Origin of the sequence: Algivirga pacifica (genome assembly GCF_039543525.1) — a bacterium.
Lineage (GTDB): Bacteria > Bacteroidota > Bacteroidia > Cytophagales > Flammeovirgaceae > Algivirga > Algivirga pacifica.
Map to the genome: position 1 here is coordinate 1 of NZ_BAABJX010000021.1, position 22,781 is coordinate 22,781.

A 22,781-nucleotide genomic window follows, 5' to 3' on the forward strand; every position below is an offset into this window, starting at 1 on the left:
TCAGTTGGTAGAGCATAGGACTGAAAATCCTTGTGTCGGTGGTTCGAATCCACTCAACACCACTTCTCTTGAAGGACTTATCATTGATAAGTCCTTTTTTTGTGCCTTTATCCTTCAAATGGGATAAATACAAACGTCCCTGCCTTTAGCTTCCCATTAAAGCGGGTAATCAAGCGGTGGTTTTCTGGATTTTCATAATACAGCTTGGCAATACTGAATGCCGTATCCCCCTTCTCTACCCAGTGGATTCCTTTAACAGGGACCACAAACCAACGCTCCCCCATCTTCACTTTACTTTCGATAGCCGCAGGAGCATAGATATTGAATAGTTCTGCAACCGTTGTTCTGGAGTATTGATTTTTGGTATCTCGGAATAACCCATACATACGATACTGTTTCTTATCGTAGGGATCAAAAGCTTCCTCACGGATTGCGTTTATCTGTTGCTTTTTATCAGCCTGTAGTTCCTTTATTTGCCCTATCAATTCTTCCACTTTCAGCTGTTCTTCTTGTCTTATAGCATCCTTACTTTCCAGCTTCTGCTCCCAATAAGTTTCATAAGAAAAAAATAGCAATAACATTAAAGCCGCAAAAAGGGAAAATACCAAAAAAGTAGCGTAGGCATTTCTATCCAAGAAGCTTAATGAAAACCGTTTTGAATTTACGGGTGTTCTTGATTCGGTATTGATCGTGGTAGGTACATCCCCTCCTTCTAATAGTTCTCTTTCGATCAATACACCCCACTCCTTGTTTTCTTCTTTTGAAGTCAGCAATTGATCGATCTTTCCTTGGGTACTCAGCTTATTATCTTTAAGTATATTTTCAATTTGTTCTTCCGAAACTCCTTGCAAGGCTACCGCTGACAATACCAATAACTTATCCGTAGGCTTTAGCGAAAGCTGTGCTTTATACAAGCGATTTCCTGGGGACTGCCCTAAGTACTTTAACTTTCCTTCTGACATCAGAAAAATTGCACAAGACTGTCTGCAGACCCAATGAATTTTATCTTCTTTGATGGCTACAGCAATCCCCTCTGACATCATTGTTTCGTCAAAACCTGTTCGTTGACAAGCCGCTTGAAAGGTGTTCTCTGACAAATCAAGAAGTGCCTGCATCACTCCTTCTGCGATTCTTTTCTTTGCGATCTCTGTATATGTTCCATCAATTGCCACAAAAGTAGCCGTATGCTGCAGTTGTTGTTTTGAGCTATATAACGTTTGCTTTGAGGGATGGGCAATCCCAAAAAAATCGTAGCTTATCATGTTTGTTTATTTGTTTTGACTTCTGACCTCTTGCACATATTCCTGTAGCAAAGGAAAAAAGCGCTGAAAATGCTCCTTTAATTCCTCATAGTGTGCTGTCAATTGCACTATAGCTTCTCCTATACCTGCTTTCCCTCCTGTTCTCCGATTAATTCCCTGAAGGGCTTGTCCTATTCCTTCTACTGTCGCATAACTAAGCAACCAATTATCTGCTTTCATATAAGGGAGTATATACTTGACTCTTTCTGGTAGATACGCATCAAATTTCTCCATGGTATCGTAGAAATGTAAGCTCTCTTGCTCCAAAGACTCCTCACAGTAATCCGACCAATTAGCCGCAAGGAAATGATCATAGAACATATCAATCACCACAGGGGTATATCGCTTAAAGTAAGGTTTTAGGAGCTGTTTACTCTCTTCAAAAATAGGATGAGTATCCGTAAAAACATCAATCAGGCGATGTAGACGAATCCCTGCTGACAGTTTGGGAGGATAATGGTCCAAGTTTCTTCCTTTGACAAAATCCCCTAGGAAATTGCCCACCATTTCTTCCTCATCATGACGAGAAAGATAAATATGTGCTAAAAAATTCATGCTTTATTTTCCAGTTTGTCATAAGCATTCAATGCCTGTTGAAAAGCATTCTTAATTTCATCCCTCAAAAAGGCTGGTTCCAGAATACGAACATTAGGACCAAAGCTCATCAACCAGCTTCTCAACTCAAAATTGTTCACTAATTTCAAGCGAACGATACACGCTCCCCCTTCCTCTTTGAGTATCTCTTGTGTCGGGTGTACCGGTGAGGTTTTAATATAATTAGCCGTTTGTTGATCAAAGGCCAATAGGATCTCCTGTGGTTCCTCCGCTAAGGCCGTTACCCCCAAACAATAGCGAAAAAAGTTATCGGGCTCAAAATTCACTGCATCAGCAGGCACCAGTTCTTTGTGTATATCTGCAACCTCCTCAATACGATCGACTCCAAAAGTCTGTACACGATCACGTTCTTCCACATAACCGGTCAAATACCACAAGTCATTGTATTCTTTCAGAAGGTAGGCGTGTACCGTATATTTTTGAGGCTCCTCAGCGCCAAATTTACGATAGGTAATCTCTACCACTTTTTGTTCCTTGACGTAACGAATCATCTTACCCAACATCTCACTTCCCTTGGTATAATCTGACTTCTGTATCTGTATCACCTTGTTGAAAGGGAGGCCTTCATCATTACCCATAGCCGTCATTTCCACTCCATCCAATACCTTATCTACCGCATCTGAAAACTCTGTAAATACCGGTAAATCCCTGAAGCCTTCCAACATTACACCCACAAACTGCAGGGCCTCTACATTATCTGCCGAAAGGTTCATGCCCATCAGCTTAAATTTAGAATCCGCATAATAATATCCTTTTTCCCTTTTACTATAGGCAATAGGTGCCTCGAATTCCATCCGCATGGCATTCAGGTCCTTTTCAATGGTAGACTCTGACCTCACCCCAAATTTATCCTGGCAAGCTTCAAGTAAATCAAGTTTGGAAGGGTAAGGGTGTTGCTTACTTCTGATCATATGATCAATGAGCATGTATCGTAAAAAAGATAGCTTACTACTTCTCATAGGTAATTGGAAAAAGTTCTAAAAGGTACGCTTTGAAAAATAAAAAGTCTATACTACAAAAAATATAGGGAAGAAGTAAGCTTAAAAAAGGTTGAATCGTTGAATTTCACCTTTGGTGAGATGAATTGGGCTTTGCCCGTTGATTCGAGTTGAATTGTTGATTGATATATACTTGTGCTCATACAACGATTCAACTCGAATCAACGGGCAAAGCCCAATTCAACGATTCAACATGAAGTATATGGCTAATTTAATTGCTTCATCTCAAAAGAAGTATACCCCATATAAGCTCCAGAGGTGATCTGTATACTCTTCACCCGACATTCCGGAGATCCTTTTTTGCACCAGGATAGCATTTTGGCCAATTCAGGAGCATTTCCTTCTATTTCCATATAAATAGCATCATCCGCAGCAGACAATACAAATCCTTTGATTCCTAATTTATTGGCTTGCTCACAAGTATATTTTGGGTAGTTGATAGCCTTCACATTGCCTTTTACGGTTACTTTTAGGTGGTTGATCATAGTATGGTTGTCTTACATAGTTAGAAATGTTTTTTTAGAACTTGTTTGGAATACGCCCTCCAAACAAGCTCTTAATTAAACCTTCTCAATGACAAGGATTAATCGCTCCCATTAAACTACTATAGAGAAGGTATAATAATTGTGCACTTCTGATTTGTTAAGAAAAGCATGCATAGAAATAAGGGAAAATAACTTATGCCTTTTATCTTTATCTTCTACAACCTTACATGCCATGAAAATTAGAAACCACTACCAAGACTTTTTACAGTTACTCGATAAAGGAAGCCTCAAAAAGGTCATGAACGGGGTCCGCCTTTTAGGTTCTTACTATTTATCCAAATGGAGTAAACAGAATATTCATGGTGGAATGCCCATTAGTGTTGCCTTTGAGCCCACTACATCCTGTAACCTTCGATGCCCTGAATGCCCTAGTGGACTACGTTCTTTTAGCCGTCCAACGGGGATGCTCTCTGCTTCCTTCTTCCAAGAAAAAATAGATGAACTCGCTCCTTACTTACTCTACCTTACCTTCTATTTTCAAGGAGAACCTTACTTACATCCTAACTTCCTGGAGATGGTCTCTTACGCCAACAAGAAAAAGATTTATACCGCTACCTCCACCAATGCGCATTACCTAAGCAGTGAACAAGCAAAGAAAACGGTAGAATCAGGCTTGAATCGTTTGATTATCTCTATTGATGGCACAACACAAGAAACCTACAGTGCGTACCGTGTGGGAGGTAAACTTCATAAAGTGATTGAAGGAACAAGAGAAGTAGTTCGTTGGAAAAAGCAACTCAACTCCCCTACCCCTCATATTATCTTTCAGTTTCTGGTCGTGCGTCCCAACGAGCATCAAATCGAGGAAGTACACCAACTTGCTAAAGAACTTGGTGTGAATGAAGTAAAACTAAAGACAGCCCAGATCTACGATTATGAGCAAGGCTCCCCATTGATTCCCACACTCGACCAATACAGTCGATATGCCAAAAAAAACGATAGTACTTATCAGATAAAAAACCCACTCGATCACAGTTGCTGGAAAATGTGGCATTCCTGTGTTATTACCTGGGATGGAAAAATAGTTCCTTGTTGCTTTGACAAAGACGCCCATCACCAACTAGGGGACCTTTCCCAAAAAAGATTTCGGGAAGAGTGGAAAAGTCCTGCCTATCAAAAATTTCGACAACAACTCCTGAAAGGACGATCGCAGATTGAGATTTGTAAGAACTGTACGGAAGGGACGAAGGTGTTTGTTTAGTTTGGAGTTAGGAGTTAGGAGTTAGGAGTTAGGAGTGAAATTTAAAACTCATAACTCATAACTGAATAACTGTTCATTATTCACTACTCACTGGCAACTCCTTTCTACTGCCCCACTCGCTCCAAGACCCATCATATACCGTAAGCTGATCATACCCAAGGATACTCGCTCCTAAAGCCAGGATACAAGCGGTCACCCCTGATCCACAAGAGAAAATTAAGCGATCTCCTTTTATTTTATTTTTGAATATCCCTCTCAGTTCCTCTTCTCCTAACAGTGTTCCTTCTGCTGTTTGCAGGGAGGTATAAGGAATGTTTTCAGAGGATGGAATATGGCCACTTCTCATGCCTTCCCTAGGTTCTGCTATGGCTCCGGTAAAACGGGCTGTTCCACGAGCATCCAATATTGTCGTTGTTTCGCTTCCTATTTCTTGTAATACTTCCTCTGCATCACAAAAGTACCCTGTTTGCTCTTCCGCTGTAAAATTACCTAAAGGTCCTTGATAGTGCTGCAGGGATCTTACCTCTCCTCCCATCTTTTCCCAAGCTGGTAATCCTCCATCCAGAATTGCTACGTTCTGGTGTCCCATAGCTTTGAATAACCACCAGGCTCTTCCTGCAGAATATAGTCCATGCTGATCATACACCACTATTTGACTCTCTTGGTTGACTCCCAACTTTTGTGCCTCTGCAGCAAACTGCTCAGAAGAAGGACGTGTATTAGGAAGGGAGCTACCCTGGTCGCTAAATGCTTTTTTAATATCAAAATATCGGGTACCAGGAATATAGCGATCTGCTAGGGTATCTGCTTGCTGTCCCGCTTTGGGCAAGGTCGCATCCAAGATCACAAGGTTAGAATCGTGTAGATGAGCTTTCAGCCAATCTGCTGTTACAAGGTGTTGTTGGTTCATTTATTGGTATTATCTATATGAAAAATTGTTCTTGAAATTTCACAAATAAAAGCATTCGAATCAAAACATAGATTATTCGTAGACAATTAGTGGACAAGAATAGAAAAGTCTTCTAATTACCTATTCTTTCTCAGGTAAATCCAATACTTTCAGGAATGTAATTGATTTCCTGATTATTAACTTTCGATTTTATTTATGAGTAATCCATCCAATACTGATTTAGCAAAATCAACTATCAACTATACTCATGTACTGTGGAGTATATGTGTTCCCTTTTTACTTCCCATTAGTCTGGTTTTATTCTTCTCTTCCGCTAATATTCCGATGATTATAGGAAGTGGTGTCGTATGTTTTCCTTTATTGATTCTCGCATTTATTCAGATACAATATCTATCTGATGTACAAAAAGGAGTCAAGCGAATTTCGTATCTATTGCTTCCCATTTCGCTGATTATTGGACTCCGTTTTTTTTACGCAATGTCTACTTTATTCTAATCCTCATTATACTTGCGTATTTCAGTACCTTATCAGGGAAAATTTTCTCCTTGGTAAGGTTTTTTGCTTTTATATAGGATGAAGGATGAAGAATAAATTTACAATCATTAACATACCTCTCCAAGACATTCGGAGGATGTGCCCTACCTTTGTAAAGATTTAAATAAAGTATTGAACACATTTTATGTCTGTATTACCAAACGTAGCGGAACTGTCGCCAGAGAAAGATGCGATGGGATTGGCCATTGAGGAGTACCACCGTACTGGAGATGAGTCTATTGAAGTGATTGTTAACTCTGATTTTAGCGACCCGGATGTTATCCCGGCAGCCCTTCTTTTCCGTATGGGTGAGGAGCTTCCGGAACTAGAAAGGGTAGCCTTGGATGCTTGTCAAGGTGAGATTCTGGATATTGGAGCAGGAAGTGGCTCTCATGCCTTAATGTTACAACAAGCTGGAAAGGATGTTACGGCCATGGACATTTCACCTCGCTCTATCAAAGTGGCAAAGGAAAGAGGTGTGCAGAAAGTCTTGCAGGAAAATATTTTCTTCTACGAAAAGAAGCAATACGACACCCTGTTGATGCTTATGAATGGCATTGGATTGGTCGGTACCCTGGACGGTCTGGCCTATTTTCTGGAACATGCCAAGAAACTCTTAAAACCAGGAGGACAGTTAATCTTTGACTCTTCGGATATTATCTATCTCTATCAAGAAGAGGACGGCTCTTATTTAATTGATATTGCCGGGGAATACTATGGACAACTCTCCTATTGGATGGAATATAAAGATATGAAAGGAGATCCTTTCGACTGGTTATATGTTGCCTTCCCTGTATTGGAAGAGTATGCGGAAGCTGCAGGCTATGAAGCAGAAGTCTTGTATATGGGAGACCACCATGATTTTCTGGCTAAGCTTACCTTGAAATAAGATCGAAGATGTCGTTTATTGGTTATCGCTTATCGTTTATAAACAATAAGCGATAACCGATAAACTGACATCATTCAACAGCCTTATTTCACTGGTAACCCTTCCGGGTATACCACTAGTGTTTTTATCTCAAAAGGCTTAAAAGTCAACCCAAAACCTTTATCCTTCTGCTGTACTTTCTGTTGTTGTTCTTCCCCCATACTGGCAGAGAACAGCTGTGCTTCTGGAGCCTCCAAAAACTTTAAGGAACAAGTGGTTTGCCTTTGTGCTGTTTCATACAAACGAATCACCCAACCATCTCCTTTTTCTGATTTTTTCACCGTCTGCAATATTATATTGCTCGGTAGCCCTGTGAACAACTCACTCGGCATATCACTACCTCCTTGCTTGGATACCTTTTTCCCTATCAACGGAGTGTTGTAAGCCTTAGCTGTCTGTATGACTTTTCCTCTTACATGATTACCCTCATGCGGAAAAATTGCATAACTAAACTGTTCCCCGCCAGTATCTCCAGCAGCATCCTTGTTCCATGCCACCTTTTTGAGTTCCGGAAAATGATGCTTTCTTACTCCATAACTCAATGTCAAACGAATCCCTCCTTCCTTCAGGTTATAGGCGTATCGCGTATTGTCAATCAAGGCCACCCCATAATCATTCTCGGAGATATCTGCCCATTGATGTACACAAGTGGGTTTTTCCAGGGAGTCTGTTTCCAGATAACTCGAACGAGTGACGGGCATACTTCCCCATTGTATCCCATGATTGGCTATTGTCGCTGTAGAGGTTATTGGAAAATCCACCTCCAATCTTTCCTTTTCATTCCAGTCTAACGCAGTTTCAAAGCTCAAAAGTTTGGAATCTCGATTGAGAACGATACGTTGCTCGATAGTCGAAGACTTATAGGTACGACGCAAGGTGAAACCAGCCTGTAATGCATTCGCTTCATATGCTGTAAATGTGGCCTCTGAAGTAATTGGCACAAACCCTTTTTTTGTATCATGCGCGACTGCTAATAGCCTGTTCTGTGTTTTTCCAGTGGGTACAATCTCCCGCTTTAATACTTTGTCATAATACCGCTCGATCTCCCCGTACTTATTAAAAACCACCTTTACCTTAGTATTTTCAAGGGTCCGTTTGCTTGCTGACAATGCCGGTACAATCGCCTTAGAAGAAGCTCCTTCTTTAAAATATAACTGTTTAAAACTCATAGGTTGCCACGTATCTACCTGCACCAATAGCTTACCCTTTTCATTGATCGCTGAAGCTACTTCTTGCCCTTCTGCATCTACCAAATGAAACTTCCCTTTAGGCATATCCATATGAGGTAAGGTCACCACGCCTTCTCTTACCACACCCGCTGGGTTGAACGCCAATATCCCTTCCTGCTCAAAAGTCCTATTCTCCTGAATTACCGACCAGGCTTCATCTCTTAACTTTCTAACCTCCAATTCCAATTCTGCTAACGTGCGATTGGCTTCCGTGAGGACCTCTGGCACAGCCATTCCGGTAATCACATCATGAAAATGGTGTACCAGTAACTGCTTCCAAAGGTCTGTCAACTGCTCTGCAGGATACTCCTTTCCATATTTTGTAGCCCATACACTCAGTACTTCTGCCTCTCTCAGCCGTTGCTCTACAGCCCTATTGTGTTTCTTGATTCCGTTGGCCATCATAAAAGTCCGTTGGATAAATCTTCTGGCCAGAATTCTTTGATCAAACACCTCAAAAGCCTCTTTATTTGCCAGTTGTTTATCCAGGTAGTCATTCATGTCTGTCCATTCAAGCTTCGGAAAAGAAGGTAGTTGATGTCCATAGCGCATAAGCTCTATTTGATCTTCAGTACCTCCACCACCACCGTCCCCCCAACCGATCAACATCAGTTGTTTATCCGTACGGTCAGCATCCTTAAACTGCTCCCATGTACCTCTCGCTCTTCGTGGTCCGGGATCTGGAGCATTATAAGTTGTAATGAGTTCAGGCTTTTCAATTCTGTGACCGTGTACGGCTCCTATAAAAGGATATTCCCAGGCAGGAGTCGTTAATCCATTGACCAAAAGCTCACTCCCATCCATCCCTTTCCATCGATAAATAGAATGATCAATTTTAGGGGTATTGACACGCATAGCTACTAAGTGATCCAACCCAAAACTGTTCGCAATCTGTGGTAGGAATGGAGGATACCCGAATGTATCCGGCATAAATAACGCTTTCTTCTTAACCTTCAGTGTATCCGAAAAATATTGAAGTCCATACAGAAACTGCCGAACAATGCTTTCTCCCCCCGGAAGGTTCATGTCATTTTCCACATAAGTACTTCCCTTGGCATTCCATTGTCCATTGCGGATTTTTTCTTGTACACGCTCAAAAAGATCAGGGTATAGCTTTGCTAAGCGCTCATAATGATAAGGGGTCGTAAAAACATAACGATACTCCGGATAGCGGTCCATAAGGTAGAGATTATTCAAGACCAATCGTTCAATCTTTTCATCCGTATGCTCAAAAGTCCAGCGCCAGGCACTATCCAAATGCCCATGCATCATAACAAATAAAGTAGGAGAAGATACAGCCATCGCCTGAATATCTTTAAATGCGGTCTCCACTTGAGGCATAAGCTGTGCCAGTTTTCCCTGGAATGGCACTGTCCCCGCTTGATCCAAGTCCAAGGAGGCCATAATCTTATCGGCTAATGCTCGAATCTCCTTGTATCCATGTTCCTCCGGCTCCATAATGGATGCCGCTTCTACACACACCCTCAGATACCAGTATAGTTGATCTATTTGTGGATTTCTTTCTACGATACTAATTTCCCGATACCCTCTCGGTTGGTCAAAAACCCCAAAACTTTTCAAGCACAATTGCATATCCTCTACAGTCCCTTCTTCTTGCAATTGATTCAAGGACCAGTAAAAATGTTGTCTCAATAAGGCTGCTTTTACTTTTCCATTCATATAGATGGTGGTCTCAGGCCAGCCTACTAAAGACATGTCCATAGGCTTCAAACAAAAAAAACGTTCAAAACCCGTTTTCGATTCGGGTAATTTAGGCACTTTCATCCAATACGTACTTATCGTATGTCTTCCTCCCACTAACTCAGAAGAAGGTATTTTCTTTCCAATCTTTCGCCCATCTTGTTTCAGGAAACTTTTGTCCCAACCTTCCTTATACCACACACTATCCGCCTTCCAAATGGTATGGTGCCTCAATTGGCTCAATCGATAGAGGTATAGTACTTCATGGGATTCAAAAAAAGGGTAAGGCATCACATGACCATCCAAAGCCATATGCCCGCCTTCCAACGCTAAATGATCTCCTTCCGCTACACGATTAATATAGTCTAAGGTTTGTTCCGGTATTTTCACGGTAGAACGCTGGGCAAAAACAGCCGTTGCCCACAGCGTTATCAATAGGTAAATCAGTAACTTTTTCATACCGAATAATACCTGTGAATACACTGAAAAGTGTTCTTTTTTGAAAATCCAAAGGAAATTTATGAGGATAACAGGGAGGAGGTAAGAGGTAAATTATAAAAATGATTTTTCTTCCTTTATCCTTTATCCTCAATTGGATTATTGCTTGAAAAACAAGTTCTTTAGAATGATGTTACAGGTATAGTATAGTATATTATTTATCGGTTAATATTAAGTTTGAATCATTAAGCGAAAGCATCAACCTATATAAAGCAACTCAATTCACTGACGGTGAAACTCCACAGCACGAAGTGCTACTCAACGACTCAACATATGAAGCATATACAACTATCAAGAGCACAAGAATCCAGAGGGGCCATTGAACGCATCTATGTCGCCATGCGCCACCTCTTTATCCGAGGATACTACAAACCATCAGGAGCCTCAGGACAATCCCTTATTGATGAATTGATCGCTCTTAGACCAGAAATCTATGGTTCTATCGATGACCCTACCAAAGTAGAGTTGGATGGATTGGCCTATGTGATCGATCGATTGCCTAAGGGTATAGAAGAAACTCGGTTCATTAAACTCGTCTCAGAAGAGGGCTACGAACAGGCCAACTTCAAGAAAATCATTCCTGCGGCCCGTAGAAGAAACTGCTACCGTATCGATAAGGAACAGATGTTCATTGAAGTGACCAGAGGAAAAAGTGAGATCTATGATATTCTGACACATCTAACTTTCCTTTACATACAGGCTGAAAAAATCATGCGTCAATCCCTTAATGAAAAAGGGCAACCGCTAAGGGAATGGAAAAAGCTGGAAGAAATTGTTCTTAATGGAGGTACTCATGACCCTGAAGCCGAAGAGGTTGCTTTTACGTACCTGAGTACTATCCTAGGGCGTACCTATGAGGAAACGCGAACAGCCCACCATCGATTCCAGAAAAATGAGGGGCATAATAATGGATTATTCCATATTGTTTACTGGCTAGGCAAATTGGCGATTGATGAGACGTTTAACGACGAGCCTCGTCACATTAGCTTCTCCCCTGCCTTACGTACCCGTATAGGGCACCATATCTACGGCGAACGATGGGCCAATCGCATCAAACAGTATTTACATGAAAATGGTCTGATGGATCGAGAGATTCACATTATCAGCGCCAATTTGCATAGCGTCATGAACTCCCTATATTTTAAGGAAGCACTAGGGGGAGGATACAAAAAACTATCTCTGTTAGATGGGATACAGGAATTAACAAGAGACAAGAATCGCCCGTTGGGAGACAAAATCCTTCACTATGCCCTCGACCACGGGATGCATATGATTCGTGAAAATACCGGGACCAATATTGCGGTACAGATTTTTGATACCGATAAGATCGACCTAAAACAACTTCCGGAGGAAATCAAAGGGGACTTAAAAGGGCTTAAATCTCGAAAGCCCGTCATTGTCGTTATGGACTATGCCTTTGGAGAGCAAGCGTTTGAGACCATGGACGAACTCCTGAAACCTTATAAGCACCCTAGTTTAGAAAAGCCACATTGCATGAACGTTCACTCTATTTCTGTAATGGGTAAAGCTGGAATTTTATATGGAGGAAAGGGAGATATTATGATTCCCTCTTCTCATATTTTTGAGGGTACTGCGGATAATTATCCTTTTGATAATGACTTCTCCAAAGAAGACTTTGCTGACATAGAGGACCTAAATACCTATGAAGGCTCTATGATCACCGTATTGGGTACTTCTCTTCAAAACAAGGATATCTTGGAGTACTTCAAGGAGTCCTCATGGAACTCTGTAGGTCTGGAGATGGAAGGGGCTCATTATCAAAAAGCGATACAAGGTGCCTCCCGTATACGGACCAATATCCGTAAAGATGTGATCGTCCGTTATGCGTACTATGCTTCGGATAATCCATTGGAAACCGGAAGTACACTAGCCTCAGGAAGTCTTGGGAATATGGGCGTGAAACCCACTTATGTGATTACACAGAAGATCCTGGAGAAAATCTTAAAGTAAATTGTTGAATCGTTGAATCGTTGAATTTCACCTTCGGTGAGTTGATTCGAGTTGAACTGTTGATTGATGTTACTACTCATACAACACATCAACTCGAATCAACGAGCGAAGCTCCATTCAACGATTCAACGATTCAACAACCATTATCTATGGAATGGGATGGTTCTACTGATATTAAAGCCAAAGTGAATATCTCCATTCAACCATTGCCCTTGCGTACGGGTAAGGAACAACTTCTCCGTCATATGGTTGGTATTACTGAAGATAAACTGGAATACGTGGCCACCTGTTTCCAGCTCTAGCGACAAAGCCAACGGCTCCTGGAATACCGTTTTCAACTCATCGTCTATCAGGTAATAATAATCAAACAAGAAAGACCAACGATTGGTCAATTTAATGCGCCCTGCCAATCCCATGGCGTACATATCATTAGACTCTACCAATAGTTCTCTAATATTATTATGGGTATAGGTAGGCATCAACTGCAAAGATCCCCAAGCGAACTTTCGAGCCACCAACAACTGATGGGTATAAAACAATCTATTGACAAATACCTCATCCACCTCTGGCTGATCAAAACCACTTCCTCTCAAGGCCATATTACTATTCAGTACCATGGTCAATGGAAAGGTATCTTTTCCCTCCGTTTGCTCTAGAATCTTAAATTTGGAATAAAAGTCATAGGTCGCCTGATACTTGCTTCGTCCCAGTCCCACGGCCCATCGATCCGTAATGCCATATTCAAACCCCAATCGGATCACTGCTTCATCCAATCCCCAGAATTTTTGTATCCCTGTATTCAAGGCACCAAAACGGTGAGAAATGGAGAATTGTAGTTCCTTGGCCGGTTGTATATCTACGGACTGAGAGTTAATCACTCTTGTTCCTTTAAAGGTCGACACCGTATAGGTTTCGGTAGGAGGCGTATCCTCAAGCATCTCCAGAAGATCATCCTGTGCGTTAAGCCACTGTGGGGAGAAAATCAAAAATCCACCCAATAGCAATGGCAATAGTATCCCTTTATACTTATTCGTTTTCAATGACACTTGCATCTTCTGTGATTTGTTGGTTTCTAGTTTGCTCATCAGGGTTATCCTGTTTATCATAGTGTAAAAATATACCAGCAAACAGGATGTCATCCGTTTGCTTGATTCCTCCTCTCCAGCGCTGTATTTCCTCCTCAAATAATATCCTTTGATCCCTTGGCGTATAGTCTGCCATACGTACCAAGAATTGCTTCAGGCGCTTGGTCGTATATTTCTTATTTTCCAACCCACCAAACTGGTCGGCATACCCATCAGACGAAAGGTATAAAGCGGTAGGCTCTTCAATGCTCATGGTATACTCCGTAAAGGACGAGCTTTTTCGATGAATAAAATTACCGTGTCCACCGATCGCTCTTCGATCGCCCTTGATCTCGATCAATTGCTTGTTTTGTAGCATATACAATGGCCTTTTGGCACCCGCATACACCAATTGATTCGTAGATGGCTCCCATGAGATCAGGCATACGTCCATTCCATCCATAGAAGTATTTTGACTACGGTTCTTTTCTTCTTGCTTTAGGTAAGAAATCACTGCCTTATCCAACAAGAGCAATAATTGCTTTGGCGTAATTCCCGGCTTTTTAATCGCCTCGTTCAATACCGATGCCCCAATCATCGACATAAATGCGCCCGGCACACCATGCCCGGTACAATCTACTGCAGCAAAGAACACTTTCTCCCCTTGCCTGCCTACCCAGTAAAAATCACCACTTACAATATCCCTTGGTTGGTAGTAGATAAAGTGGTGTGGAAATACCTGCAAAAGGTTCTTTTCCAAGGGCAGTAATGCTTGCTGTATACGTTGGGCATAATTAATACTCTTGGTAATCTTGCTGTTTTTCGTTTCTATATCCTCAAATGCTGTACGCAACTCCTCATTCTTGATCAGGATCTCCTCTGTACGTTCCCTCACCTTTTCTTCTAATAACAGCTTATCCTCCTTGAGTTTTTGCTCCCTCTGCTTAACGGCCCAATACCCAGAAAATCCAAGAACTGAAATCACTAAAAGAATAAACCAGGCTTGCTCCCAGAAAGGTTTTCCTACACTAATCGGCAAAGATTGATATACCACTTGCTCAAAAGTGGCATCCAAAGAAGTTTCCACCTCGAATACATAGTCTCCAGAGGGAAGGTTAGAATAAGTAACGATATGGGATGAGGTATTAATCCAATCTCGATCATACCCTTTCATTCTATAACGCATCCGTAAAGATGAAGGAGCCGAATACCATAGTCCCTCAAAGGAAATCGTGAGATAATTTTGATCATAGCCCAAATCTAATGACTCCCCAAAAAGTGGTTCCTTACCAAAAAGCTTCACCTCATCAATTAATAATTTCGGTAATTGATCCCTTTGACTATGAAGTTCCTCATAACGGATAATCCCCTTATCTGTTCCAAAAAATAAATCCCCTGCATGACTTTTCGTTACCGCATTCAGGAATGGCATTTGATCACGCAAACCATCCTCTGGCCCCAGGTAGACAAAGCGTTCCTGTTCCACTTCATAAATGTCTAATCCCATATCATGGAAAGCGATAATATTGCCATCCTTATCTGCCTTCAACACCTTCACTTCATTATCCCTCAAGCCATCTTCCATCCCAAAATGCTTGACCAGCTTCCCTTTTTCATAGCAATACAAACCCTCTCCCTTAACATTAATCCAGATCCTATGCTTACCGTCTTCCGCTAATCCATAAATAACTTTATTTTCCAATGCTTTGAGTTCAGGCAAAGGGTGGAATAACCCTTGCTCCATCATCATCACCCCATGTCCATCGGTGGCAAACCATACATTCTCCTTGGAGTCTACAAAAACCTGATAGATATAGTCCGCATCCAGCCCTTCTGCTGCTGCAACTGTTTTAAAGGTATACGCTCCTTTCTGATCCCGTGAAATATGACAACCTCCTCTCAGGGTTGCCAACCAAATATTTCCTTTATCATCCCCTTCTATATTGATCACATTAGGGTCTGGCAACTCTGTCTTATATTGCTTTAATATCCCTTCTTTTGAAAGGTGAAAGACACCCTCTCCATAAGTACCAATCCATACACCACCCTGCGTATCTCCATACATCGATATGGCCGTTACTTGCTCAGGCAATAGGGATACTGGAATAATTTCATTTCCCTCGTAATGATATAGTTTTCCCTTATCCACAAACCAAAGCGCCTCCTGATAGATCCCCAGGGCAACAACTTGCGTTTGTGTCCTAAGAGGCTCATAAAATAATAAACGATTGGCAGGCAAACGCTCCAACCCTACTTTTTTACTACCCATCCAGATATTCCCTTCCCGATCAGCAAATAGGGTACTCAAATCATGTGTCGACAACCCTTGAGCCTTGGTATAATACAAAACACTTTTCTCCTGGCAATCCCATTTCACCACTCCTTTATTACGCGTCAGTACCCATAGCTCAGAAGCGCTTACCACTAATTTTTCTACTGCTCCATAATTCCACTCATCAACAATAGGTGTGAAGGTCTTCTCTGTAGGGTTAAAGTGATAAACCCCCATATCTTCCGTTCCTATCCAATAGCCTTCCTGTGCCATGGCAGGAATCATATTCTTGACAATATCATCAGGTAATCCAATGGAGGAGTCTATCACCTCAATAGACACCCCTTTCGCATTCTTATTAATTACAGCAATTCCTCCATCTGTTCCAGCCCAAACACTACCACCCTTGTCCAACATTAGATCATAGACATAGATGTCTGGCATATCATCCACTTCATCCAGGCGATAAAGTCGCTGCTCCTCATAATAATAGACACCATCCCCCAGCGTAGAGAACCACATCCGTCCTTGTGGGTCAAATAAAATATCAGAAACCGCCTCCACGGCATTTCCTTCTTCTGGCTCAAAAAATACAAGCTCGCCATTTTGCATGGACAGCAAACGACCATCCTGTAACCCTACCCACAGAACTCCTTCTGTAGATTCGGCGATAGCGGTTACTTGTAGGGAGTCCGCTCCATAACGTTGATAAGTTGTTCCGTCAAAACGAAACAATCCCTTGTTGGTACCAATCCATAACATCCCATTTTCTCCTTGAAAGACCGTCTTGGGGTAGGTTCCTTTTAGCTTACGGCTAAAAGGGTAATCTTTCAGAAAGAGCTGCTGGGAGAAACCATTAATCAGCAAGAAACAAGAAAAAAGAATGGACAGTAGCCATCGTTTGGTTAGTAGCATAGAGAATTTATTGTTGAGGGGCTTCAAATAGTCCTTGGATCGCTACATCTATTTCAGTAGCAATTTTCTGATGTACAATCTGAGGAATAGAAATATCATGATCTGACAATGGGACTTTGAACTTAGCGTCAAAATGCACCACTCCTTCAATGATCTTTAAATTCACTTTAAAAATGCGGATTTGTTCTAATCCGTGGATAGACAACTTCCCTTTGGCCCTTACTTTATAAGTTCCATCTTGAGTAAAATCTATCTTCTCAATAATTTTCCCCTTGAATACCGCTTTAGGGTAACGATCACTCTCCAAATAGTTTTCATTAAAATGCTGTTGCTGCAAGGAGCTATTAAATCCCTTAAACGATTTAATTGCCGCCGTAAAAGCAAACTTACGAGTAGGCATTTCTAAGATTCCCTTAAGTGCATTGGAAGAGGCGTCAATTACCTCTAAAGGGGCATTAGAAGTAAAATGTACACTCCCTTTGGAAACCAACATACGCTGCTGCGCCCCCGCCAGAGAGGCTAGGAAAATAAGCAATGCGGTAACTAAAGTTTTCATTCTCATATTTTGATATTTGGTTATCGTTTAGCGGTTATTGGTTATCGATTAACTTCGTTCATTTAACAGTATCTCGAGGCGACCACAATACCGTCAACTTAAGGAAATAATGCATATAGAAAGAGTAGTGCAAACCCGCTTCAGGTCGTATCATTACATGACGTGGTCGACCCTACGACCAGTTTCTACCTTTTTACTTTCAGCTTAAGTTGACAGCATTGACCCTACGACCAGTTTCTACCACTGGCCGTAGCGTTACACACGTCATGCAATGATATGACTGCAGGACTCTTTCTACATACAGTTGATGTCCTTACTTATACTGCTTCACCACCAAATCATTGTATCCTTGGTGACAGCTAATACATGTATTTCCATTCAGGGTAAGGGAATTATCTCCACGATAATCATTCAGGGCATGAATATCTCCACTAGCCGTATAGGCCCACTCCCAATAATTTCCTAGTGGATTAAAAGTTCCTCCACGCTTGGCCATCACCTGTAGGCTAACCACCTTGGTACGGTCAGAGTAGCTTCTCCCTTCCTTTACGAGAATTGTCCCCAACGGGTAACTCCCTTCTGTACGATCAGCTTCCTCGGGCTTATTGATATAAATCGTTCTCCATTGATTGATATCAGGACGGTCTGAATAGTCTATAATCGTCCACTCCTGATACCCTTCTATATCTTCAGGGCTGAAGATAAACTCTTCCTCATAGAGCGTAACGGCATCGTTGTACACACAGGCAGTAATGTTCAGCAAGGAGATCAAGCTGACCATGGTAATGATAATTGTTTTTAGCTTCATGTTTGTTCAGTTTCCAGATTACCTTATAAAAAAGGATGGAATAGTCATCGGGTGTTGATATCAGGGCACACCAAAACACCATTATACAAAATATTACGTTATTTAGAAAGCGTAGCACTATCTCAACGCAAGCAATGTCCACCCATTGTCCCCTAAAGGATATTATTTGTTTTAGAGTTTATATGAAACCATATCTTTTGGAAGAATAAAGCTCTTATTATTCACAAGAAATTATTATACTTTAAGCGCATCTTTACATTTTAATCGCTGACTTTTTATGAACAAACAATTACAAACAATACTATTCTTAGTGATATTATTATACGGCAGCAGCTTCTCTACAGCTCTTGCACAGCGTATTACACAAAAACACCCGCAAGAGGGCATGACCTCCGTCATTACCCTTAAACAAAATCCTAAATATAAAAGTCCGCAACCTAGGGTGAAAGCTTATACTGCGAACATCCAATTCAATATTGAGCAACAGCAAAGCACTTCTAAGCGTTATCGTGCTTTCACGCTGAGTCCTTCCAAGCTAGAGGACATTTCCTTTATTCTATCCAAAAAGGGATATAGTAGCTTCCGAAAGTCACTTAAATATCTACAAGGCAGTACTGTGACCTATAACGTTAAAGACACCTTAGCTATTCATCAACTATCCCTCAAGGTAGAACGCGTCAAGGCTAATTATAGAACGGAAGGAAATATTACTGAAGAGAATGTCGATCAATATTATCAACTAGGAGAGCAGTATAAGCAATTACAACAAAAGCTTTCCGGAATGAAATTGAGCGACCCAGAGGCCTATACCAAAAACCACAATACTATTGAGGAAGCAGAAGGGACGTTGAATGATATGAAGGAGGTTGCCGGGCTACTTCCCCTGCAGCAAACGGACCCTGTACGACTAAGAGGAAGCATCTCTACTTTGGAGAAGCAATTACAGGCACATCGACAAACGCTTATTAGCATTCAGAAAGACCTTCATTTATTATATTATGAAAAGGGAATGCAAGCTCACTCGGAAGCTCTTTTAAAGCAGGCACACCAAACGGCTCAGCAGAAACGCATCCCATTTCCTGATCCCTTGGTTGCTCTTGCAGAATTGGCATACCAGAAGAATGACTATCAAAGAAGTATAGACTATATTCAAAAAGCTTCTGCGATGTCCATGACACCTGCCCTTAAAAGTAAAAGTCAGCAACTCTACCAACGTATCTATCAATACTATGTCAATAGAGGAAAACAAACTGCCAACATTGAGCAAGCGGCAAAATGGTACTATTTGGCATTGGATATGAAAACACCTCGTATCCCTCTCAAAACAGAAGAAGCAGGTAGACAACTCCAAGAGCGTAGAAGTGAAGCGTTGGACGATATGATTGCCAATGGCATTCAGGAAAGGGATTTTAATCTATTAGAACAGGCCGAAAAATACCACCAAACCTATCAAAAAGAAACTACTCTCCCAGAAGAGTACGTGACGGAGGCTTACCAGCATATCTATGATGAAGACTATATTGCAGAAGCAAGAAGATTAAGTCTAAAAGCACAATATCCCAAAGCTTACCGCAAATTGGTAGAGTTGGAAAAACTATCTAAGAAACTAGAAGTTCCTGTAGAAGGAGGTATGTCTCCCGCTTACAAAAGACTTTACCTTTCCCTATATCGCAGTGGTAAAAAGTCACAAGAGAATCGTGATTACGAAGGAGCCTTATCTCGCTACGAGTTCTGTCAACAGATCATCGACAAGCATCGTATCCGTGTGGATGAGCAAGCCCTGAGCGCTGAAATGCGCATCTGCTACCAAGGCATCTTCCAGCAAGAACTCAATAAAGCACTGGCGTTGATCCAACAAAAGCGTTTTGAGCAAGCAGAGCAGTCTATTGCCTCGGTAGAAAACTACTACGATAAGCATGAGCAATGGATGCAATCCAAAGAACAGAGTGCACTATATGAACTAAAGAGAACCTTTTATACGGCACAGTTCAATCATTCCGAGCAAGAGGTCTTGACTTTCCTTCGTCTCAAGGCTTTTGACAAGGCCAAGGAAGCGATGGAGTTGATGCTTTCTATTGGGAAAAATCAGGAGTATCCGATTAACACACCTAACAAAACCCGTATCATGATCCTTCGACAACAGTCCTATTATACGGCTTTTGTAGATCACCAGATACAATTGAGTCGTGGTGAACTGACGCAAAACCAACCAGGGCAAGCCATGGATGCCCTTGTGTTGGCACAACAAGAATTCGAGAATGGTAAGCAATGGGTAAGCAACCGCAGCAATACCCTAATAAACTTGCGCAAACAAGTACAACTTAGACTTTTATCGGAAGGTTACCGTCTATTGGAAAGTAATCTAGATCAAGCGCAAGTTTACACCGAAAAAGCCTCCCTATTGCCGGCAGCCAATAGGCAGATCACTCAGTTGACCAAAAGAAACCAAGGGTACGTTGCCCTACATATTGGCCAACGTCATATTGAGGAAAAAGAATACCTACAAGCCCTTTCTTCCTTTACGGAAGCCAGAGCAGTCAAAGCTAACATTTCGGCATTGGATCAAGCGTTGAGTACTCAGGAGCAAAAAGCCATGCAGCTTTTCTATACCCAAGAAAATCTAGTCTTGTTAAGTATGCTGGATTTCAATGAGGAAGGGCGTGTAAGCGACAACACTTTGAAGCAAGTAGAACTACGTTTGTGGGATCTAAGGGACCTTTCTAAGAAATACCAATATAGCCCCAACAGCACACAACTCAAGCAAAAAACTACGATTGAGCAACGCATGGCCGAGGCTGTTTGCCTGAACCGTACCGACGACTATCAACAGATGCTCCAAGATGCAGAGGCTAAGATTTTCAAGGATCAGTATGCATATGCAGGAGACCTATTGGATCAGGCACTTTCTCTTACACAACAGTATCAGGAATGTGGTATGGATAGCACCAAAGCACAGCAGCTATTGAGCCGCTACCAGTACGCCATCACCTATCAAAGAGAGCGCCTAGCGATCGAGTCGTTGATCGAAGAAGGCTTATTCAATAAAGCCACGGAGCAATACATCAGTCTGAAAGACTATTACCAGAAGCACGAACTGTTCCGTAGAGGGCTAGAGCACCCAACACCCAAAACGTATTTTGTCAAGCATAAAAATGTCGCTTTTCTTCGTAGCAACACCTTGTATTATGCCGCTGATCACAAGGAGAAGTCGCTCTTCAATGCCCTATTGAAGGAGCTAATGCATCGAGAACAGGAAGAGTCTTTCTATTATTCCTTGGGTATGGAAATGGCTTTACTGCACAAGAATCATTATAAAGGAATGAGCTCAAAAAAGGCTTTCTCTACCATCAAGCCGGTGAAAAGTGGCTTTTTGTGGTTTAAGCATAGGAACTTTAAGCGATTTAAAAAAGGCTACTTCGGAGGATAATGTATTGTTGAATCGTTGAATCGTTGAATTGAGCTTCGCTCGTTGATTCGAGTTGAACTGTTGATTGATCTATTGTTCCTCATACAACATATCAACTCGAATCAACTCACCGAAGGTGAAATTCAACGATTCAACAATTCAACTCTTTTCCGTGTGCGATGGCATCTGCCAACGTCTCATACACGGCAAAAAATCTCGACGGATGATAAAAAGTCTGCCGAGAATCTTCCGGCACTTCCCACCGTTCAGCATCCGCAGAAGTGATTGAATATCCTCCCTGGGGATTTTGACGAATCAAGTAATGCATTCCTCTTTCAATAAAAGCCTCCTCCCATTGGGGGATCGCCTTTTCTCTTAAAATACCAACGACACCTACCTTTTCTACCTCCTCCTTTACCCGTTGACGGGCAATATAGCCCAAAGGAGCATCTGCTACGGCTGCATCTATTAGCTGCATTAGCCACGCCAAGGCAGCGGTCATACCCTTATGGTTTTTCGTCATATTAAAACATTGGGTAATGCTTCCGTCTAACCCACTTCTATCTTCTCCCGTATCTATTTTGGAAATAGGTAGAAAAATCTTTCGCTGCAAGGTAGTCAATATCTCTACCAATACTTCTTCTGAGGCCCATAACTCCTTCCAATGATTGGTCAATAACATGGCTGTATCCAGCCCCTTGGCATATTGGTGATGATCAAAATTGTTCATCAAAGGATCTAACTGTAGTCCACAGTCCAATAGCAAGCACAAAGGGTCTTGTATATACTCCCGGTCTGCCAACCAATCCTCTCCCGTCTTATTCACCCGATCAATGCGTAAGAGCTCTGGACCATTCCGATATCCTTTTCCAATAATTGGCGCAGTCGCTCCATACTCCCAATCAATATGCTTTGCGCCCACTGCATTAAAAAACAGGGCCACCAAACCCAGTTCATCGGCATGGTTCACACTTCCATGAATCACAATACGTCGGTAAGGCTGTAAAAAATCCCGAATGGCTTTGTAGAATTGTGCTGCGTAGATCGTTGTTTGTTTTTTCATAGAAAACGGTTGAGGCTGCTTGCGCAGCTGGTTGAGTAAAGCTTCGCTTTGTTGAGTTTCACCTTCGGTGAGTTGAGATTCTATTTTATGGTAGATACTTGCCTTACGACAAGTTGTGTAGATGTTCGCCTTACGGCTAGTACTATTCTTACGTGGACCCTCGCGTGACGCAAGGGCCTACATTGACCGTCACTCCATCTCTGGTCGTAACGTCCTCGTTACGACCTTAGCATAAATTGAGCGTCCACGCTCAATAACAGATAATC

General features: G+C 41.8%; 15 protein-coding genes. 4 read left to right on the forward strand and 11 right to left on the reverse strand.

Annotated elements, in window-relative coordinates:
* Positions 1-107: 107 nt before the first annotated feature.
* The 4 genes from ABD985_RS06540 to ABD985_RS06555 form a co-directional block, all read right to left on the reverse strand.
* Complete coding sequence (locus tag ABD985_RS06540) at positions 108-1,262, reverse strand: hypothetical protein (protein ID WP_345370243.1); 1,155 nt, start codon at positions 1,260-1,262, stop codon at positions 108-110.
* Positions 1,263-1,268: 6 nt separating this feature from the next.
* Positions 1,269-1,856, reverse strand: a complete 588-nt coding sequence (locus ABD985_RS06545; RefSeq protein ID WP_345370245.1) for an acyl carrier protein phosphodiesterase — start codon at positions 1,854-1,856, stop codon at positions 1,269-1,271.
* Positions 1,853-2,875, reverse strand: a complete 1,023-nt coding sequence (locus tag ABD985_RS06550) for a helix-turn-helix transcriptional regulator (RefSeq protein WP_345370246.1) — start codon at positions 2,873-2,875, stop codon at positions 1,853-1,855. The genes ABD985_RS06545 and ABD985_RS06550 overlap by 4 nt, the downstream gene beginning before the upstream one ends.
* A gap of 245 nt (positions 2,876-3,120) precedes the next feature.
* Complete coding sequence (locus tag ABD985_RS06555) at positions 3,121-3,399, reverse strand: acylphosphatase (RefSeq protein ID WP_345370248.1); 279 nt, start codon at positions 3,397-3,399, stop codon at positions 3,121-3,123.
* Between the two features lie 238 nt (positions 3,400-3,637).
* Here ABD985_RS06555 and ABD985_RS06560 point away from each other — a divergent pair, with 238 nt between their 5' ends.
* Positions 3,638-4,660 carry an SPASM domain-containing protein gene (locus tag ABD985_RS06560; RefSeq protein WP_425550438.1) on the forward strand — a complete coding sequence of 341 codons (1,023 nt, stop codon included), beginning with the start codon at positions 3,638-3,640 and terminating at the stop codon, positions 4,658-4,660.
* A gap of 76 nt (positions 4,661-4,736) precedes the next feature.
* Here the strand turns inward: ABD985_RS06560 and ABD985_RS06565 are convergent, their stop codons facing one another.
* Positions 4,737-5,570 (reverse strand): sulfurtransferase, encoded by an 834-nt coding sequence (locus ABD985_RS06565; protein WP_345370251.1) that lies wholly within the window; start codon positions 5,568-5,570, stop codon positions 4,737-4,739.
* A gap of 679 nt (positions 5,571-6,249) precedes the next feature.
* Here ABD985_RS06565 and ABD985_RS06570 point away from each other — a divergent pair.
* The gene (locus tag ABD985_RS06570) at positions 6,250-6,993 is read left to right on the forward strand and encodes a class I SAM-dependent methyltransferase (RefSeq protein WP_345370252.1); all 744 of its coding nucleotides are present in this window, start codon (positions 6,250-6,252) and stop codon (positions 6,991-6,993) included.
* 83 nt (positions 6,994-7,076) lie between these two features.
* Here the strand turns inward: ABD985_RS06570 and ABD985_RS06575 are convergent, their stop codons facing one another.
* A complete protein-coding gene (locus ABD985_RS06575; RefSeq protein WP_345370254.1) occupies positions 7,077-10,421 on the reverse strand; it encodes an alpha-mannosidase in 3,345 nt (1,114 codons plus the stop codon).
* A gap of 312 nt (positions 10,422-10,733) precedes the next feature.
* Here ABD985_RS06575 and ABD985_RS06580 point away from each other — a divergent pair, with 312 nt between their 5' ends.
* Complete coding sequence (locus ABD985_RS06580) at positions 10,734-12,431, forward strand: DUF6909 family protein (RefSeq protein WP_345370255.1); 1,698 nt, start codon at positions 10,734-10,736, stop codon at positions 12,429-12,431.
* Between the two features lie 143 nt (positions 12,432-12,574).
* Here the strand turns inward: ABD985_RS06580 and ABD985_RS06585 are convergent, their stop codons facing one another.
* The 4 genes from ABD985_RS06585 to ABD985_RS06600 form a co-directional block, all read right to left on the reverse strand.
* A complete protein-coding gene (locus tag ABD985_RS06585) occupies positions 12,575-13,516 on the reverse strand; it encodes a DUF5777 family beta-barrel protein (protein WP_345370257.1) in 942 nt (313 codons plus the stop codon).
* Positions 13,458-16,682, reverse strand: coding sequence for a SpoIIE family protein phosphatase (locus ABD985_RS06590; RefSeq protein WP_345370259.1), 3,225 nt, complete (start codon positions 16,680-16,682; stop codon positions 13,458-13,460). The genes ABD985_RS06585 and ABD985_RS06590 overlap by 59 nt, the downstream gene beginning before the upstream one ends.
* Positions 16,683-16,689: 7 nt before the next feature.
* Positions 16,690-17,244 (reverse strand): YceI family protein, encoded by a 555-nt coding sequence (locus tag ABD985_RS06595; protein WP_345370261.1) that lies wholly within the window; start codon positions 17,242-17,244, stop codon positions 16,690-16,692.
* 307 nt (positions 17,245-17,551) lie between these two features.
* A complete protein-coding gene (locus tag ABD985_RS06600) occupies positions 17,552-18,046 on the reverse strand; it encodes a cytochrome P460 family protein (protein WP_345370263.1) in 495 nt (164 codons plus the stop codon).
* A gap of 277 nt (positions 18,047-18,323) precedes the next feature.
* On the opposite strand from ABD985_RS06600, the gene ABD985_RS06605 reads away from it, so the two are divergent.
* Complete coding sequence (locus ABD985_RS06605; protein WP_345370264.1) at positions 18,324-21,473, forward strand: hypothetical protein; 3,150 nt, start codon at positions 18,324-18,326, stop codon at positions 21,471-21,473.
* 130 nt (positions 21,474-21,603) lie between these two features.
* On the opposite strand, the gene ABD985_RS06610 is transcribed toward ABD985_RS06605, so the two are convergent.
* Positions 21,604-22,515 (reverse strand): hypothetical protein, encoded by a 912-nt coding sequence (locus ABD985_RS06610; RefSeq protein ID WP_345370265.1) that lies wholly within the window; start codon positions 22,513-22,515, stop codon positions 21,604-21,606.
* Between the last annotated feature and the right edge of the window lie 266 nt (positions 22,516-22,781).